The organism is Rhizobium sp. A37_96 (genome assembly GCF_053521765.1).
The window spans coordinates 75280-93261 of record NZ_JBNWDS010000013.1 but is presented as its reverse complement, the minus strand read 5'-3'; the positions used below and the strand labels follow the sequence as shown (position 1 = coordinate 93261).

Annotated in this window: 15 protein-coding genes and 1 pseudogene; 15 read left to right on the top strand and 1 reads right to left on the bottom strand. The window is 60.2% G+C overall.

The window, feature by feature from the left end; genetic code table 11:
- Positions 1–148 precede the first annotated feature (148 nt).
- Together ACQZ6J_RS25725 and ACQZ6J_RS25720 are read left to right on the top strand one after the other, a co-directional pair.
- A complete protein-coding gene (locus ACQZ6J_RS25725; protein WP_449086199.1) occupies positions 149–901 on the top strand; it encodes a cytochrome c biogenesis CcdA family protein in 753 nt (250 codons plus the stop codon).
- A gap of 64 nt (positions 902–965) precedes the next feature.
- A complete protein-coding gene (locus ACQZ6J_RS25720) occupies positions 966–1928 on the top strand; it encodes an AEC family transporter (protein WP_449086198.1) in 963 nt (320 codons plus the stop codon).
- On the opposite strand, the gene ACQZ6J_RS25715 is transcribed toward ACQZ6J_RS25720, so the two are convergent.
- Positions 1905–3107: a UbiH/UbiF family hydroxylase gene (locus ACQZ6J_RS25715; protein ID WP_449086197.1), complete on the bottom strand. Its 1203-nt coding sequence runs from the start codon at positions 3105–3107 to the stop codon at positions 1905–1907. The two genes, ACQZ6J_RS25720 and ACQZ6J_RS25715, sit on opposite strands and share 24 nt — an antisense overlap.
- A gap of 210 nt (positions 3108–3317) precedes the next feature.
- Here ACQZ6J_RS25715 and pcsA point away from each other — a divergent pair, with 210 nt between their 5' ends.
- The 13 genes and pseudogenes from pcsA to ACQZ6J_RS25650 all read left to right on the top strand — a co-directional run bounded on the left by pcsA (position 3318) and on the right by ACQZ6J_RS25650 (position 17959).
- Complete coding sequence (pcsA, locus tag ACQZ6J_RS25710) at positions 3318–4043, top strand: phosphatidylcholine synthase (protein ID WP_163985824.1); 726 nt, start codon at positions 3318–3320, stop codon at positions 4041–4043.
- Between the two features lie 12 nt (positions 4044–4055).
- Entirely contained in the window at positions 4056–5039 is a 984-nt protein-coding gene (locus ACQZ6J_RS25705) for a quinone oxidoreductase family protein (protein ID WP_449086196.1), read from the top strand.
- A gap of 41 nt (positions 5040–5080) precedes the next feature.
- Positions 5081–6655 carry an ABC transporter ATP-binding protein gene (locus ACQZ6J_RS25700; RefSeq protein WP_449086195.1) on the top strand — a complete coding sequence of 525 codons (1575 nt, stop codon included), beginning with the start codon at positions 5081–5083 and terminating at the stop codon, positions 6653–6655.
- Positions 6645–7730 (top strand): ABC transporter permease, encoded by a 1086-nt coding sequence (locus ACQZ6J_RS25695; protein ID WP_449086194.1) that lies wholly within the window; start codon positions 6645–6647, stop codon positions 7728–7730. Before ACQZ6J_RS25700 ends, ACQZ6J_RS25695 begins: the two co-directional genes overlap by 11 nt.
- Entirely contained in the window at positions 7727–8647 is a 921-nt protein-coding gene (locus tag ACQZ6J_RS25690) for an ABC transporter permease (protein ID WP_112796172.1), read from the top strand. Before ACQZ6J_RS25695 ends, ACQZ6J_RS25690 begins: the two co-directional genes overlap by 4 nt.
- Positions 8648–8695: 48 nt before the next feature.
- Positions 8696–9772, top strand: coding sequence for a BMP family ABC transporter substrate-binding protein (locus tag ACQZ6J_RS25685; RefSeq protein ID WP_163985819.1), 1077 nt, complete (start codon positions 8696–8698; stop codon positions 9770–9772).
- A 170-nt stretch (positions 9773–9942) separates the two neighbouring features.
- Positions 9943–10794: a tetratricopeptide repeat protein gene (locus ACQZ6J_RS25680; RefSeq protein WP_449086193.1), complete on the top strand. Its 852-nt coding sequence runs from the start codon at positions 9943–9945 to the stop codon at positions 10792–10794.
- 75 nt (positions 10795–10869) lie between these two features.
- Positions 10870–11179 (top strand): annotated as a pseudogene (locus ACQZ6J_RS25675) (sugar ABC transporter permease YjfF); the annotation flags it as partial.
- Positions 11180–11195: 16 nt separating this feature from the next.
- Positions 11196–11942 carry a FadR/GntR family transcriptional regulator gene (locus tag ACQZ6J_RS25670; RefSeq protein ID WP_163985817.1) on the top strand — a complete coding sequence of 249 codons (747 nt, stop codon included), beginning with the start codon at positions 11196–11198 and terminating at the stop codon, positions 11940–11942.
- A 101-nt stretch (positions 11943–12043) separates the two neighbouring features.
- Positions 12044–13405, top strand: a complete 1362-nt coding sequence (glmU, locus tag ACQZ6J_RS25665; RefSeq protein WP_449086192.1) for a bifunctional UDP-N-acetylglucosamine diphosphorylase/glucosamine-1-phosphate N-acetyltransferase GlmU — start codon at positions 12044–12046, stop codon at positions 13403–13405.
- A 115-nt stretch (positions 13406–13520) separates the two neighbouring features.
- Positions 13521–15347: a glutamine--fructose-6-phosphate transaminase (isomerizing) gene (gene glmS / locus ACQZ6J_RS25660; protein WP_449086191.1), complete on the top strand. Its 1827-nt coding sequence runs from the start codon at positions 13521–13523 to the stop codon at positions 15345–15347.
- A 177-nt stretch (positions 15348–15524) separates the two neighbouring features.
- Positions 15525–16226 carry a DUF502 domain-containing protein gene (locus ACQZ6J_RS25655; protein WP_163985814.1) on the top strand — a complete coding sequence of 234 codons (702 nt, stop codon included), beginning with the start codon at positions 15525–15527 and terminating at the stop codon, positions 16224–16226.
- 236 nt (positions 16227–16462) lie between these two features.
- A complete protein-coding gene (locus ACQZ6J_RS25650; RefSeq protein ID WP_449086190.1) occupies positions 16463–17959 on the top strand; it encodes an esterase-like activity of phytase family protein in 1497 nt (498 codons plus the stop codon).
- The last annotated feature ends 23 nt before the right edge of the window (positions 17960–17982 follow it).

The window sequence follows — 17982 nt, the reverse complement described above, 5'->3', positions numbered from 1 at the left end:
TTGAAAAACCTAGCTTTTATGCATCCGCGGGCCCGTCTCAATTCCGTCAACTTTAAGGCAACACGATCGAGCCCGCTCGAAAAGGTGATTGGCTTTCATACCCTGGCGACGTTAGGAAGGAGCCGGAATGACATAGCCGGAGTCCATCGTGTCGCTTGCCGATATTTCGCTTCTGAGCGCCTTGCTTGCCGGGGCACTTTCGTTTCTTTCGCCCTGCGTGCTGCCGCTTGTGCCGCCCTATCTCTGTTATATGGCGGGAATATCGGTCGAGCAGTTCCGGGGCGGCGGCGCAGCCGTAGTCGCAGCGCCGAGCGTTCGCGGCAATGTGCTGATGTCGGCACTGTTCTTCACCTTGGGTTTTGCCACCGTATTCGTCGCACTTGGCGCCGGCGCTTCTTCCATAGGCCTGCTGCTGCGCCAGCACCTCGATATTCTCGCCAAGATCGGCGGCCTCATCATCGTCGTCATGGGCCTGAATTTTCTGGGAGTTTTCCGCATCGGCCTTCTGGCGCGGGAAGCGCGTTTCCAGAGCGGCGGCAAGCCGGCGACGCTGACGGGCGCCTACATCATGGGTCTTGCCTTTGCCTTCGGCTGGACGCCCTGCATCGGCCCGGTGCTCGGCGCCATCCTCGGCATCGCCGCTTCGCGTGAAACGGTTGGCGCCGGCGCCGGCCTGCTCGCCGTCTACTCGCTCGGGCTTGCCATTCCCTTCTGGATCGCCGCCGGCTTCTCCGGCGCCTTCATGAGCTTCCTCTCCCGCTTCCGCCGTCATCTCGGCACGGTCGAAAAGGTCATGGGCGGACTGCTGGTGCTCACCGGTCTTGCCTTCATCTTCGGCTACATCAGCGATATGGCGATCTGGTTTCAGCAGACCTTTCCGATCCTGATGAAAATCGGCTAAGTCGGCCCATATCTTTCGCCCTCATTTTCTCGGCAAAATGGAACACGCCCGATGGCTGACCCCCATGGCTGATATCGTCGGTCTGCTGCTGCCGTTCTTCGGCCTGATCCTCATCGGCTATGTCGCGGCCCGCATCACCAGGCAGCCGGCGGAGGCGCTGGGCTGGCTCAATACATTCATCATCTATGCCGCATTGCCGGCACTGTTCTTCAAGCTCGTCTCCCAGACACCGATCGAACAGCTGACGCGGATCGATTTTATCGCCACGGATATCGCCGCGACCTATTCGATCTTCCTGCTGCTGTTTCTGGCCGGCCGTTTCCTGCGTCGCAACTCTTTGGCGGATAGCACGATCCAGGCCTTTGCCGGCGCCTATGGCAATATAGGCTATATGGGGCCGGGCCTGGCGCTATTGGCACTGGGCGAGAGGGCTGCCGTTCCCGTAGCGCTGATCGTTTGCTTCGAAAATGCGCTGCATTTCATCGTCGCGCCGGCCTTGATGGCGCTGGAAGGCGGAGACAGGCGTTCGCCGTTGCGGCTTGCCGCGGATATCGCCCGCAAAGTGCTGTTGCACCCCTTCATCCTGTCGACCGCTCTCGGTTTCCTCGTGGCGGCGTTTTCGCTCAATCAACCGGTCGCCTTCGAGCGGTTTATTAATTATCTCGCGCAAGCGGCTGCACCATGTGCATTATTTGCCATGGGCGTGACGCTTGCCTTGCGCCCGCTGAAACGAATTCCAGTCGAGATCGGCTATATCGTGCCGGCAAAGCTCATCCTGCATCCGCTCGTCGTCTATGCTGTTCTGCAGTTTGTCGGCGGTTTCGATCCCATATGGATCGAGGCGGCCGTATTGCTGGCAGCGCTGCCGACAGCGACGAATGTCTTCGTCATCGGCCAGCAATATGGCGTCTGGCAGGAACGAGCCTCCGCCACCATCCTGATCACCACGGCCTGTTCCGTGGTGACGGTTTCGCTTGTTCTTTATGTCATAAAATCGGGCGTCTTACCGGCGCAGCTTTTCCCGTAATATCGACGGAAAATTGCGCAGGCTGCCGCCGGGCTCGATGCCCTCGCGCATGACGAGATTGCGGAGCGGAGCGATGGCGGAAAGCACATGCAGGCCCGCAGCCCGCAGCATCTGTACTGGCAAGAAGTCCGACAGCAGGGAGCGATTGAGGAGATCGACGCTTGCCGTGCGGCTGACGATATCGGCGCGCCTCTTGCGGTCGAAGCTGTCGCCTGATGTCGCCGGAATCGGTTGATCCGGACGTGAGCAGAGTATCTCCGACAGCGCCAGTATATCGCGCAGGCTCAGATTGAGGCCCTGTGCGCCGATCGGCGGAAACACATGCGCTGCTTCGCCGATCAGCGCAGCACGGCCCTTGCCAAAGCGATGAGCCGTCATGCCGGAAAGCGGCCAGACCTGCACGCTATCCTCCACGGTTACCTGACCGAGCATCGATTGCATGCGCTCCTCGACCAATCTGCCAAGCTCTTCGAGCGACTTCTCGGCATTGGCGGCGGCATCCGCCGGCTTCTGGACCCAGACGAGGCTGGAGCGTCTCCCAGGCAGGGGAACCTGGGTAAACGGTCCGCTTTCCGTATGAAATTCCGTGGAAATGTTCTGATGCGGCAAGCTGTGCGCAAAATTCAGCACCATGGCCGATTGCGGATAGGACCAGCCCTTCACCTTGATCCCCAGCGTCTCGCGCACCATCGAATTGCGCCCGTCGGCGCCGACGACGAATTCGGCATCGATCGAATCGCCGTTGTCGAGGCTGATCGATACGCCGTCGTCGCGGAAGACTATTTCGGACGCTGTGGCCTCGATGCGGGTGATATTGCCTTCCGATTCGATGGCCTGGCTGAGGCTATCGAGCAATACGGCGTTCGGAATGTTGTAGCCGAAGGCCTCCAGGCCGATTTCCGACGATCTGAAAGAGACGGTGGGCGCCCGCAACAGCCGCGAAGTGCCGTCGATGATGCGCATCGTGGTCAGCGCAGCCGCCGAAGGCGCGATCCTGTCCCACAATGTCAGGCGTTCCAGAAAGCGGATCGATTGGTCCATCAACGCCGTCGTCCGCTTGTCGGCTTTGTTATGCGGCGCGGCGACAAGGGCGACGGATCTTCCGCCGCGCGCGAGCGCGAAAGCCGTAGTCATGCCGGCCAGGCCACCGCCGATAACGGCCACTTCAATCTGCTTCATATCGATGCCTCAATTGCCTCTGGTTCTGAAAATAGGCGCTTAGCCTGTTGAAATCCATGGGATGAAACATCGCAACGGGTGAAAATGACAGCAAGTCGCGCTAGCGTGACCGGATCGAAGCTTTTGTGCTGGCGGTGCAAACCAAAGGATGCATATTAGCGAAAAACCGCCTGCCGGGGCAGGCGCATAAGCAGGCGAGTCACGGGGCGGATGAAAATCTTCAATTACAAGCGGGTGCCTTATGCGGAGATGCGTGCCTTCTCCGTTCATATATTGACGGCATCCGGATCGTTTCTCGCCTTTCTTGGGGTGGTTGCGGCATCCGAGCATCGGTTTGTCGATATGTTCTGGTGGCTTGGCCTGGCGCTGCTGGTCGATGGCATCGACGGGCCGATCGCCCGCAAGGTTCGCGTCAAGGAAGTCCTGCCCAACTGGTCGGGCGATACGCTCGACAACATCATCGATTACGTGACCTACGTGCTCCTGCCGGCTTTTGCGCTCTATGAAAGCGGCATGATCGGCGAGCCGTGGTCGTTCGTCGCGGCCGGCATGATCGTGGTTTCCAGCGCCATCTATTACGCGGATACCGGCATGAAGACCGATGAATATTTCTTCTCCGGTTTCCCGGTCGTCTGGAACATGGTGATCTTCACGCTCTTCGTCATCGACGCCAGCGCAACGACGGCCATGGTTCTCGTCGGTGTTTCCGTCGTCTTGACCTTCCTGCCGATCAATTTCCTGCATCCCGTGCGGGTCAAGCGCTTGCGGCCGCTGAACCTCGGCATATTTCTCTTCTGGTCGGCGCTCGGCATCTATTCGCTGCTGATGCATTTCGTTATGCCGCAATGGGCCGTTGTTCTCTTCATCGTCAGTGGTATTTATCTCTATTGCATCGGCGCCGTGCTGCAGTTCTTCCCGTCTCTCGGGCGTCAATGAGGATCGAGCGTCATGAAGAAGACCAAGGTCATCCGCATACATGAAAATGGCGGTCCCGATGTCATGAAGCTGGAGGAGGTGGATCTGCCGCCTCCGGGCGCCGGCGAGGTGCAGATCCGCCATGCTGCGATCGGCCTCAACTTCATAGACGTCTATTTCCGCTCCGGGCTTTACAAGGCGCCGCAGTTTCCATTGCCGCTCGGCAAGGAGGCTGCAGGTACGATCACCGAAGTCGGCCCTGGCGTGACCGATTTTGCCGTGGGCGACCGCGTCGCCTATGTCGGCAGCGACGGCGCCTATAGCGTCGAGCGCAACATCGATATCCGCCATCTGGTCAAGGTGCCGGACGATATCCCACTCGAGACTGCGGCATCGATGATGCTGAAGGGAATGACGGCCGAATATCTGCTGAACCGCACCTTCAAGGTCGGCCCCGGAACGACCTTGCTGTTTCATGCGGCTGCCGGCGGCGTCGGCCTGATTGCCGGCCAATGGGCCAGGGCGCTCGGTGCTGCCACGGTGATCGGAACGGCAGGCTCGCCTGAGAAGGTGGAGCTGGCATTGGCGCATGGCTACGACCACGTCATCGATTATAGCAAGGGCAGCTTTGCCGATCGCGTCCGCGAGATTACCGGCGGCAAGGGCGTGGATGTCGTCTACGACTCGGTCGGCAAGGATACCTTTCCGCACTCGCTCGATTGCCTGAAGCCGCGCGGCATGTGGGTGACCTTCGGTCAATCGTCCGGCCCGATCGAGAATTTCAGCCTGGCCATCCTCAACCAGAAGGGTTCGCTTTTCACGACGCGTCCGAGCCTTTTCGCCTATGTCGGCACACCAGAAGAGTTGAGAGCCAGCGCCGGCGCATTATTTGCTGTTGTGCAAAGCAACAAAGTGCGTATCAATATTCATCAGACTTATCCGTTGAGCGATGCAGGGCGCGCGCACGCGGATCTGGAAGCCAGGAAAACGAGTGGAACTACACTACTGATCCCATAGATCCGTAAAGGGCAGGACGGTGGGAAGGAAATGAGGGGAACGTGTCGTCATCCGATGCGCCGGCAGCCGGTGCACTATTGTCGGTTCGCAAACTGACGAAACTGTTTGGCAGTTTTGCAGCCTGCAACGAAATCGATCTTGAAATCCAGTCAGGCGAAATTCACGCTCTTTTGGGCGAGAATGGTGCTGGCAAATCCACGCTCGTGAAGATGCTGTTCGGCGTGCTCGAGCCGTCGCATGGGCAGATCGTCTGGAAGGGGCAGCCCGTGTCGATCGACTCGCCGGGCACCGCGCGCAAGCTCGGCATCGGCATGGTATTCCAGCATTTTTCCTTGTTCGAAGCGCTGACTGTCGCCGAAAATATAGCGCTCTCGCTCGACAGCAATATCCCGCTTGCGAAAATTTCCGAGGAAGCCGCAAAGCTTTCGCATGCCTATGGCCTGCCGCTCGACCCGAACGCGCATGTCGCCGATCTTTCCGTTGGCGAACGGCAGCGCATCGAAATCGTTCGCGCGCTTCTGCAGAACCCGAAGCTCATTATTCTCGATGAGCCGACCTCCGTTCTAACGCCGCAGGAGGCCGATCGTCTCTTCGAAACGCTGTTCCAGCTGAGGGATGAGGGGCGTTCCGTACTCTACATCAGCCACCGGCTGGAGGAAGTGCAGCGCATCTGTTCGCGCGCCACCGTGCTGCGCCATGGCAAGGTGACGGGTGCCTGCGATCCGCGGCAGGAAACGACCGGATCGCTCGCCCGCATGATGGTCGGCAGCGATGTTGCGAGCGTGCAGCATGAAGGCCTTGGCAAGAAGGGAGACATTCTCCTGGAAGTCGCCGGTCTTTCGGCGCCGGCCCGTACTCCCTTCGCCATGTCGCTGAAGGATGTTTCCTTGCGCGTGCGCGCCGGGGAAGTCCTGGCGATCGCCGGTGTCGCCGGAAATGGCCAGGGCGAGTTGTTCGATGTCATTTCAGGAGAATACACCGTGGCGTCGGACGATCTGATCCAGGTGCGCGGCAAGGCAGTTGGCACCAAGGGCATCAATGCGCGCCGGTTGCTGGGTGCCGGTTTCGTGCCGGAAGAGCGTCACGGCCACGCTGCCGTATCGGCATTGAAGTTGTCGGACAATCTCGTGCTTGCCCGCAACCAGTCGGATCGCAAGGCGTTCCTGGGTGGCGGCTTCCTCAATGTCATCAGGCACGGCGCGGTCAAGCAGGCGACGAAGCGGATCTGCGCGGCCATGGATGTGCGCAAGAGCGGCGAGGACCCGGCCGCCAGTGCGCTTTCCGGCGGCAATCTGCAAAAATTCATCGTCGGCCGCGAACTGGATCGGCAGCCACGCGTTCTCGTCGTCAATCAGCCGACCTGGGGCGTGGATGCGGGCGCTGCCAGCCGCATCCGCCAGGCTCTGGTCGATCTCGCCCGCGACGGCTCGGCCGTGCTCGTCATCAGCCAGGATCTCGATGAGATTTTCGAAGTCGCGACAGACATTGCCGTCATTTCGGAAGGGCGCCTGTCGGCGTCCTATCCCGCCGGCGAGCTGACCCGCGAAAAGATCGGCCTGCTGATGGGCGGCCTGAATGAATCCAAGACGCATTCGGAGCCTGCACATGCGCATTGAACTCGAAAAGCGCCCGCAGGTCTCGAAGCTGTTCGGCTTGTTGTCGCCGCTGCTTGCCCTCGTCCTGGCGTTGATCGCCGGCACCATCATGTTCGCCATCATGGGCAAGGATCCCGTCGAGGCGCTCGATGCCTTCTTCGTCGAGCCTTTGCTGGAGGTCTGGTCGCTGCACGAACTGGCGATCAAGGCCGGCCCGCTGATCCTGATCGCCGTTGGCCTATGCCTCTGTTACCGCTCCAACAACTGGAATATCGGCGCGGAAGGCCAGTTCACCATGGGCGCGGTAGCCGGATCCTACATCCCGATCATCTTCACCGATTGGCACTCGCCGATGGTGCTGCCTTTGATGCTCGTTGCCGGCGCCATCGGCGGCGCGCTCTATGCCGCCATTCCGGCCTTGCTGAAGGCGCACTTCAATACCAACGAGATCCTGACCAGCCTCATGCTGGTCTATATCGCGCAGCTCTTCCTGGATTGGCTGTCGCGCGGGCCGTGGCGCGATCCACAGGGCCACAATTTTCCGCAGAGCATCGACTTCCCGCCGGAGGCCGTCCTGCCGGCTATATGGGAAGATTCCGGCCGCGCGCATTGGGGCATCGTCTTTGCCGTGATCGCGGCGATCCTCGCCTGGTTCCTAATGAAGTACACGCTGAAAGGCTTTGAGATAACCGTGCTCGGCCAGTCTGGGCGAGCAGGGCGCTTTGCCGGGTTCTCCTCGCGGAAAATGGTCTGGTTCGCCTTCCTCTTCTCCGGCGCGCTGGCGGGTCTTGCCGGCATATCGGAAGTCTCCGGCTCCATCGGCCATCTGCAGCCGGCGATTTCTCCGGGCTACGGCTTCACCGCCATCATCGTCGCCTTCCTTGCGCGCCTCAATCCGCTTGGGGCCATCCTTTCCGGCCTCGTGCTGGCGCTGACCTATCTCGGCGGCGAGGCCGCGCAATTGTCGCCCGGCATTTCCGCCAAGGCGGCGAGCGTCTTCCAGGGATTGCTGCTGTTTTTCGTGCTCTCCTGCGACACGCTGATCTACTACAAGGTCCGGCTCGTCTGGTCGCGGGTTCGGGGAGGTGCCGCATGAGCGTCTTTGAAGCAGTCCTCCTCACCATCATCACGGCATCGACCCCGCTCGTCATCGCCGGCCTCGGCGAGCTGGTGGTGGAGCGCTCCGGCGTGCTCAATCTCGGCGTCGAAGGCATGATGATCATCGGCGCTGTCGCCGCTTTCGTCGGGGCGCAGATAAGCGGGTCGCCCTATGTCGGCCTGGTGACGGGCATCATTGCGGGCGCGTTGTTTTCGCTGCTGTTCGGGTTCCTCACCCTGACGCTGGTCACGAACCAGGTCGCCACGGGCCTGGCGCTGACCATCCTCGGCCTCGGCTTGTCCGGCATGATCGGCGAGGGCTATGTCAGCGTGCCGGGCGTGCAGCTGCACGAGATCGTCTTCCCGTTTCTGTCGGATATTCCGCTGATCGGGTCGGTTCTTTTCAAGCAGGACTTGACGTTCTATCTCTCGATCGCGCTGCTCATCGGGGTCAACTGGTTCCTCTTCCGCAGCCGCGCGGGCCTTAAGCTGCGCGCCGTGGGTGACAGCCATGGCTCGGCCCACGCATTGGGCATCGACGTCATCCGCACGCGCTATCTCGCCGTCATGTTCGGCGGCGCCTGCGCTGGGCTCGCCGGCGCGCAATTGTCGCTCGTCTACACGCCGCAATGGGTCGAGAACATGTCTGCCGGCCGCGGCTGGGTGACGCTGGCGCTCGTCGTCTTCGCGTCCTGGCGGCCGATGCGCGTCATGGCCGGCGGCTATCTCTTCGGCGCCGTGACGATCCTGCAGTTTCACGCGCAGGGATTCGGCATCGGCATTCCCTCGCAGTTCCTGTCGATGCTGCCCTATGCATCGACTATTGTGGTTCTCGTCATCATCTCTCAAAATCGCCGCGCGACCTTGATCAACACGCCAGCGTCGCTCGGCAAGGCCTTCGTTCCGGAGCGTTAAGAACAAGAACCGGACGGATTTCATAGTGTCAAACCAACAGGGGTAACCATGAAGAAACTAGCACTTGCACTCGCCACGACAGCCGCTGCCATCGTTGGTTTCGCCGCTGCAGCCGAAGCGGCACCGACCAAGGTCTGCTTCGTTTATGTCGGCTCGCACACGGACGGCGGCTATTCGCAGGCACACGATCTCGGCCGCCAGCAGATCCAGAAGGAATTCGGCAACAAGATCGAGACGCCTTATCTCGAAAACGTGCCGGAAGGCCCGGATGCCGAGCGCGCTATCGAGCGTCTCGCCCGCTCCGGCTGCTCGCTGATCTTCTCCACCTCGTTCGGCTTCATGGACGCGACCGTCAAGGTTGCCGAGAAATTCCCGAAGGTGAAGTTCGAGCATGCGACCGGCTTCAAGAGCGGCCCGAATCTCGCGACCTACAATTCGCGCTTCTATGAAGGCCGTTACATCCTGGGCCAGATCGCCGCCAAGACGTCGAAGAACCACGGTGCCGCCTACATTGCATCCTTCCCGATTCCGGAAGTTGTCATGGGCATCAACGCCTTCGAACAGGGCGCCCGTTCGATCGACCCGAGCTTCAAGCTCAAGGTCGTCTGGGTGAACACCTGGTTCGACCCAGGCAAGGAAGCCGACGCCGCCAAGGCCATGGTCGACCAGGGCGTCGATGTGCTGACGCAGCACACCGACACGACCGCACCGATGCAGGTGGCTGAGGAGCGCGGCATCCATGCGTTCGGCCAGGCTTCCGACATGATCAAGGCTGGACCGAAGGCGCAGCTGACGGCAATCGTCGACACCTGGGGCAACTACTACTCCAAGCGCGTGCATGCGCTGCTCGACGGCACCTGGAAGTCCGAGCAGAGCTGGGACGGCCTGAAGGATGGCATCCTGAAGATGGCCGATTACACCAACATGCCTGACGACGTGAAGAAGATGGCTGAAGAGACCGAAGCCAAGATCAAGTCCGGTGAACTCGCACCCTTCACCGGCCCGATCAACAAGCAGGACGGCACGCCCTGGCTGAAGGCTGGCGAAAAGGCCGACGACGGCACGCTGCTCGGCATGAACTTCTACATCGAAGGCGTCGACGACAAGCTGCCGGCTTCGAAGTAAGGCATCCGAATAGACTGAGGTAGACAAGGGGCGCCCACGGCGCCCCTTTTTCTATGCGTCACCAAGTTGGTCTGCCCAGTGGGGCAGATCAATTAAAAGGTGAAAACGCGTGAAAGAATGAGTACGCTGCCAGCGTAATTGCTAACTCACCTATAAAGTTGGGTATTGCTATGCGTGTCAGATATTTGATCGCAATATCAACGGTTATGGCTCTATTTCAGACGACCGCATGTGCCGACGAAGGGCGGGATATGTACTATGCTGGAAATTACGAGCGCGCCCTGAAATATTGGCAACCCTTGGCTGAAAATGGAGATGCTCAAGCTGAATATGGCTTGGGGCTTCTCTACGAAACCGGCCATGGTGTGGCGCAAAACTTCGATGCGGCCCAGAACTGGTATCGAAAGGCGGCAGAGCAAGGCCTATCTGATGCGCAAACCACATTAGGGGCAATGTACGCCAATGGTCGGGGTGTTGCCAAAGATGATGCGCAAGCCACTGAGTTGTATCGTAAGGCGGCGGAACAAGGAAATGTCCACGCAGAAGTAAATTTGAGCACTCGATATCAATGGGGCCTTGGCGTTCCTCGGGATATAGACCTAGCTATCGCTTGGCTTGAAAAAGCATCCGACGCTGGTAACCCCGTTGCTCAATCCAATTTGGGCTTCATCTACCTGACGGAGGATGGGGTCAAAGATTATTCGAAAGCGGCAATTCTGTTTCAAAAGGCTGCAGATCAAGGTGACCCAGGAGGGCAAAATGGTCTTGGTACAATGTGCTTTCTCGGCCTCAACAGGCTGGTAGACTATACTTGCGCTTTGGACTGGTTTCGGAAATCGGCAGCGCAGGGCGCTCCATCGGCGGAAGTGAATCTTGCGAATGCGTATGCCGGTGGCTTTGGGGTCGAAAAGGACATGTGTCAGGCGTTGTTTTGGTATCGGAAAGCCGCGGAACACGGAAACGTCCAAGCGCAGAAGCACCTTCAATATTTCCTCAAGGATGCATGTATTCTGGCAGGTTAAATGATGATTTAGATAAAATGCTACTATATGATTTTTTCGACCGAGGCCAAGGAGGTGGCCCTCGGGGGGAGAGACATCGCCGGTCTATCCGGAATCGTTTTTTCGATCTATATATTTACCGGATAATCGCTTGCCACGGCCGCTATCGAACTCGATGCGACTGCTGCTTTGGTTTTGGGCGGAACACTGCTGATGGGAGGAGCGGGGTTCGTCGGAGGAGCGCTCATCGGAATTTTCATACAGGGCTTGATTCAGACCTACATCATCGTCGGTGGAGCTTTCCAACTGGTGCGCGAAGATGTTGATCGGCTTATCGCTGTTTGCGTTTATTCTGATGCAGAAGAGCCCTCTGCCGATTTCCCGTTTGAACGGACGATATGTCTGAGGGAAGGACGGAGTGCTTGCGTGGCCGATTGCTTGAGACCAGAAAATCCGAGGGAAAGCCACGCACGAGCCATGCTCAGGTCGTCGATGAGCTAGGCAAGGCGATCGTATCGGGCATATTTCCGATTGGCAGCATTCTTCCGGGCGACAGCGAACTGCTGCAACGCTTCAAGGTATCCCGCACCGTTCTGCGTGAAAGCATGAAGACTTTGGCCGCCAAAGGGCTGGTCGTGCCGCGGGCGCGGGTCGGGACGCGCGTCACCGAAAAGATCCACTGGAACATGTTCGATAACGAAGTGCTCAACTGGCACTTCGAAAGCGGGGTCAACAGGGAGTTTCTTCTCCACCTTTATGACATACGCATGGCGTTCGAGCCCTTTGCGGCCAGCCTTGTCGCGGAGCGCGCCAGTCGCGAGGACATTGATCTGCTGAAGCGACTGGCGGCTTCCATGTCCGCATCGCATCATACGTCGGATAGTCTTGCCATCGCGGATCTGCATTTCCATCTTGCCATCACCGAGGCATCGCAAAACCCATTCATGCGGTCGCTCGGCGGGCTTATCGAGGCCGCCCTCGTCGGCATGTTTCGCATGAGCGCCCCGCCGGCAAGCAACGGCTTCAGCAATATCGCGGACACGCATATGGCGATCGTCGATGCGATTGCCGCGCATGACGGCTTGGCGGCGCACAAGGCCATGGAATTTGTCATCATCGATGGGCGTCAGCATGTGCTGGAAGCTTTTGCGGCCCTTGCAGATGCCTGACGCTTATCTCTAATTTCGCCGTGGTTCATAGTTCGACTTGTTGCTATGAGGGGATTGCGCCGGTCACGGGCGGCGCCTGACCGTATTTCTCGGAGCTTGAAATGGAACGTACCTGCCTCGCCATCATCCTCGCCGCCGGCGACAGTACCCGCATGAAGTCGTCTGTGTCGAAGGTCCTGCATCCGATCGCCGGCCGGCCGATGATCGCGCATGTCATGGAGGCGATCGCCAAGACCGATATCTCGGCCGCGGCTCTGGTCGTCGGGCGCAACGCGGATGATGTCAGTGCGGCAGCGGCAATCGGCGGCATTGCCGTCGAGTCCTACCTGCAGAAGGAGCGCCTGGGGACCGGCCACGCTGTCTTGGCAGCGCGCGAGGCGATTGCGCGAGGCTATGACGACATCATCGTAGCCTACGGAGACGTGCCTCTGCTGACCGATGCGCCGCTTCGGGCTGCCCGCCAGGGGCTGGCCGACGGCAATGACGTCGTCGTCATCGGCTTTCACACCGACAATCCGAATGCCTATGGCCGGCTGCTGGTCAAGGACGGAGAGCTGATTGCCATCCGCGAGGCGAAGGACGCGACCGATGCCGAGCTGGCGATAACCTGGTGCAACAGCGGCCTGATGGCGATCAACGGCCGCAAGGCGCTGGATCTTCTCGATCGCATCGGCAACAGCAACGCCAAGGGCGAATACTATCTCACCGATCTCGTCGAGATCGCCCGTTCGCTGGGCGGCCGCGCGGTGGCCGTCGATGCGCCGGAAGTCGAAATGACCGGCTGCAACAACCGCGCCGAACTCGCCTTCATCGAGCGCCTCTGGCAGGAGCGCCGCCGGCATGAGCTGATGCTGTCGGGCGTGACCATGGTCGCGCCGGAGACCGTGTTCCTGGCCTATGACACCGTGATCGGCCAGGATGCGCTGATCGAACCGAACGTCGTCTTCGGCCCCGGCGCGGTGATCGAGGGAGGCGCGGTCATCCATGCCTTCTCGCATATCGAGGGCGCGCATGTCGGCGCCGGAGCGACGGTCGGGCCATTTGCGCGGCTGCGTCCGGGCGCCGATCTTGCCAGCGATGCGAAGGTCGGCAATTTCTGCGAGGTCAAGAATGGCAAGATCGGCGAGGGCGCCAAGGTCAATCACCTGACCTATATCGGCGACGCGACGATCGGCCCAGGCAGCAATATCGGTGCGGGCACGATCACCTGCAACTATGATGGCGTCAACAAGCACGAGACGCATATCGGCGCCCATGCCTTCATCGGCTCCAATTCCTCGCTGGTGGCCCCCATCCGCATTGGCGATGGCGCCTATATCGCCTCCGGCAGCGTCATCACCGATGACGTTCCCGCCGATGCGCTGGCTTTGGGCCGCGCACGCCAGGAGATCAAGCCGGAGCGCGCCAAGGTGATCCGTGAAAGGGCTCTCGCCATCAAGGCTGCGAAGAAGGGCGGCCACTAAACCCTTGCGCGACTGACGTAACGGTCGGAAATCGAAAGTGACCGTTACGGCAATTGAGAAAACTGCAGGAATGATTAGGACTTGCCCTCATATCTGAGGCCAGACGGAGAATTGTATGTGCGGCATTGTTGGGATCGTCGGAACGAAGCCGGTGGCGGACCGTCTGGTGGACGCGCTGCGGCGTCTCGAATACCGCGGCTATGATTCGGCAGGGGTCGCGACGATCCATGACGGCGTGATGGATCGCCGCCGCGCCGAAGGAAAGCTGTTCAATCTGGAAAAGCGGCTGGAGTCGGATCCGCTGCCCGGCACGACAGGCATTGCCCACACGCGCTGGGCAACCCACGGTGTTCCGAATGAAACGAACGCCCATCCGCATTTCGTCGAAGGCGTTGCCGTCGTCCATAACGGCATCATCGAGAACTTCTCCGAACTGCGCGAGGAGCTGAAAGCCGAAGGCAAGGTATTCGTTTCGCAGACGGACACGGAAGTGGTGGCGCATCTGCTTGCAAACTACGTCCGCGAAGGGCTGGATCCGCGCGCGGCGATGCTGAAGATGCTCAACCGCGTCACTGGCGCCTATGCCTTGGCCGTGATGTTCCAGAACGATCCCGGCACGCTGATGGCCGCACGCTCCGGCCCACCGCTTGCCGTCGGGTACGGAAAGGGCGAGATGTTCCTCGGCTCCGATGCCATCGCGCTTGCGCCGTTCACCAACGAAATCACCTATCTCGTCGATGGCGATTGCGCTATCGTCACGCATGACGGCGTGACCATTCTCGACTTCAACGGCAAGGAAGTGAGCCGTCCGCGCCAGATTTCCCAGGCAACCGCCTATGTGGTCGACAAGGGCAACCATCGCCACTTCATGGAAAAGGAAATCTACGAGCAGCCGGAGGTCATCTCCCATGCGCTCAGCCACTACGTCGATTTCGCCAGCCATCGTGTGCGCCCGGACGTTTCGTCCATCGACTTCGGCAGCGTTTCCGGCCTCGCGATCTCGGCCTGCGGCACGGCCTATCTTGCCGGTTTGGTCGGGAAATACTGGTTTGAGCGCTATGCGCGCCTGCCGGTGGAAATCGACGTTGCCTCCGAATTCCGTTACCGCGAGATGCCTTTGTCGCCGTCGCAGGCGGCGCTGTTCATCTCGCAGTCCGGCGAGACCGCTGACACGCTGGCGTCGCTGCGCTACTGCAAGGACAACGGCCTGAAAATCGGCGCCGTGGTCAACGTCAAGGAATCGACCATCGCGCGCGAATCCGACGCGGTGTTTCCGATCCTGGCCGGTCCTGAAATCGGCGTTGCCTCGACGAAGGCGTTCACTTGCCAGCTCGCCGTGCTCGCATCTCTGGCGATTGGAGCGGGTGTTGCCCGCGGTACCGTCAGCACCAAGGACGAGGAAGACTTGGTGCGCCATCTCGTCGAGATGCCGCGCATCATGGCGAATGTCCTGAACATCATCCAGCCGCAGATGGAAAGCCTGTCGCGCGAGATTTCGAAGTTCAAGGACGTGCTCTATCTCGGCCGCGGCACCAGCTTCCCGCTTGCCATGGAAGGCGCGCTGAAGCTGAAGGAAATCTCCTATATCCATGCCGAGGGCTATGCGGCCGGCGAATTGAAGCATGGGCCGATTGCGCTGATCGATGAGAACATGCCGGTCATCGTCATCGCCCCGCACGACCGCTTCTTCGACAAGACCGTTTCCAACATGCAGGAAGTGGCGGCGCGCGGCGGCCGAATCATCTTCATCACCGACGAATTGGGCGCAGCCGCCTCGACATTGCCGACCATGGCGACGATTACCTTGCCCGTTGTCGACGAGATCATCGCACCGATCATCTTTTCGTTGCCGATTCAGTTGCTTGCCTATCATACCGCTGTCTTCATGGGCACGGACGTCGATCAGCCGCGCAACCTCGCCAAATCGGTGACGGTGGAATAGAACACCCCGCTGTAGAGCCTTTGTCGTCACGTCGTCGTGAGCCGGGCCTCAGTTCGGCACGGCGACGCGGCTGGCGGGTTGTATGCAGGGCCGATTTCTGGCACGTTTCTTGAGTGGAGATGGTGGGGAGGATTTGCCGGGTAGCGGTAGCGACGGAACGGAGTTTTCGAGCGGCGAATGACTGAGAAACTCATCAAGATATCCGTAACCACGCGGATCAGAAATAATTTCCTGGCCGGCCTGATTATCTGCGCTCCGATAGCCATCACGCTCTGGCTGACCTGGTCCGTCGTCCATTGGGCCGACAGCTGGGTACGGCCCTATATTCCGGCGCGCTACGATCCCGAGAGCTATTTGAATTTTGCCGTTCCCGGCACGGGCCTGCTGATCGCGATGATCTTCATCACGATCGTCGGCTTCCTGGCCAAGAACCTCATTGGCCAGAGCATCGTCCGTTTCGGCGAGTCGATCGTCAATCGCGTTCCTCTGGTGCGGACCATCTACAAGAGCGTCAAGCAGATCTTCGAAACCGTGTTGAAGGAGCAGGGCACCTCGTTCAAGAAGGTCGGGCTCATCGAATATCCGAGCCCCGGCCTGTGGTCGATCGTGTTCGTCTCCACGGATGCCAAGGGCGAGATCGCCTCGAAGTTCAACGCGCTGGGGCAGGACATGGTGGCGGTCTTCCTGCCGCCCACTCCTGTACCGACGGCTGGCTTTCTGGTTTTCGTCCCGCGCGAGAAAATCACCGTCCTCGACATGAGCCCGGAGGATGGCGCCAAGCTGCTGATTTCCGGCGGCCTTGTCGCGCCTGAATACAGGGAGGAGCTGGTCGCGACAAAAAGCCTGCGTCCGCCGGTTCCCATGAAATCGCTCTCCTAGAAAAATCGCTCTCCTAGAATAAGTCCGGTCGTCGGCTGCGATCCTCGCGTCATGCGCGAGCTGTCATGTGCGTATCATGTTGACGTCTTAGACCGTCCCTGGGACAGGCATCGGGATTATCTCATCAGCAGCATGTGCGGAGCGTCAGCACCGGACAGTGCCTTTGTTGCGGTGCTTTATCCGCTGGAGATGAATGCCGTTGTCTTCGCACCGGTTTTCATCAGGAGGATATTGCCTTGAAAAATATGCGTTTCAGGAGCTTGCCGCTGCTTTCGGCCGCGCTCGCCACATGTGTTTTTACCGCGCCGATGATGGCGTTCGCGGATAGTTCCGTAACGGTCCAGGGCGTGACGCTCGTCAACAAGGGCCGCGTCGCCGTGGGGCGCATCCCTTCCAACCTGCGCGACAAGTTCGGCGAAACCTTCGGTTCCGGCTCCGGCATGTCGATCGATACGAAAAACTGGGTTCGCAACGCCGACGGCACCTATAAGGGCTCGCTATGGCTGCTGCCGGACCGTGGCTACAATGCGGTCGGCACCACGGACTATCGCCCGCGCCTGAACACGATCGACGTTACCTTGAGCCCGGTCGCGCCCGGTGCGGCGCCGGAAGCCGGCAAGGAACAGTCGGGCGTCGATGCCAAGCTCGCCGATACCCTGCTGCTGAAGGACGACAAGGGTGCCGACACCACCGGTCTCGATCCCGCCGATGGCACCCGCCATCCGGAAGGCGCCATGCCGCTGCTGCCCCAGGCGCCGAACGGCAAGATCTCGCTCGATACCGAAGCCGTCGCTCGTCTGCCCGACGGCACGATGTTCATCAGCGATGAATACGGCCCCTATATCTACCGCTTCGCTGCCGATGGCCGCATGATGTCCGCAACGCCGCCGCCGGCCGCGCTGCTGCCGATGCGCAACGGTGTCGTCAACTTCGCTTCCAACAATCCCGGCCCCGGCGAATCCGCCCCGGATCCGAAAGATCCGACCAGCGGCCGGCAGAACAATCAGGGTCTGGAAGGCATGTCGCTTACCCCGGACGGCAAGTTCCTGATCGCCGTGCTGCAGTCCGCAACCCGTCAGGACGGCGGCGATTCCGGCTCGACGCGCCAGAACACCCGCGCACTGGTCTATGACGCGGCCGATCCGGCGAACCTGAAGCTGGTCCACGAATATGTCGTGCCGCTGCCGGTCTTCACCGACGCCAAGGGCAAGACAGCGGTCGCCGCCCAGAGCGAAATCTATGCGCTCTCGCCGCAGACTTTCCTGATGCTCGCGCGCGACAGCAACAATGGTTACGGCATGAAGGGTGACAAGTCACTCTACCGCAGCATCGTCGCGGTCGACGTCTCCGCCGCCACCGACATTGCCGGCGGACAGTTCGATGCCGACAAAGCGGTCGCGCCCAAGGGCGTTCTCGATCCGACAGTGAAGCCGGCCGCGGTCAGCCAGTTCATCGACATCAACGACAGTGCCGATCTGGCCCGCTTCGGCCTCCACAATGGCGCTCCGAACGACCGCAACAATCTCTCTGAAAAGTGGGAGGCGATGTCGCTCGCCAGCGTGCAGGATCCGAAGCTGCCGGACGATTACTTCCTGTTCATCGCCAACGACAACGACTTCCTGACCCAGGACGGCTATCAGGTCGGCGCTGCCTATAAGGGCGATGGCGGGGCCGACGTCGATACCATGTTCCAGGTATTCCAGGTTACCATTCCCGGCCTCGCCGCGAAGTAAGACCGCGAAACAGGGATGGGCGC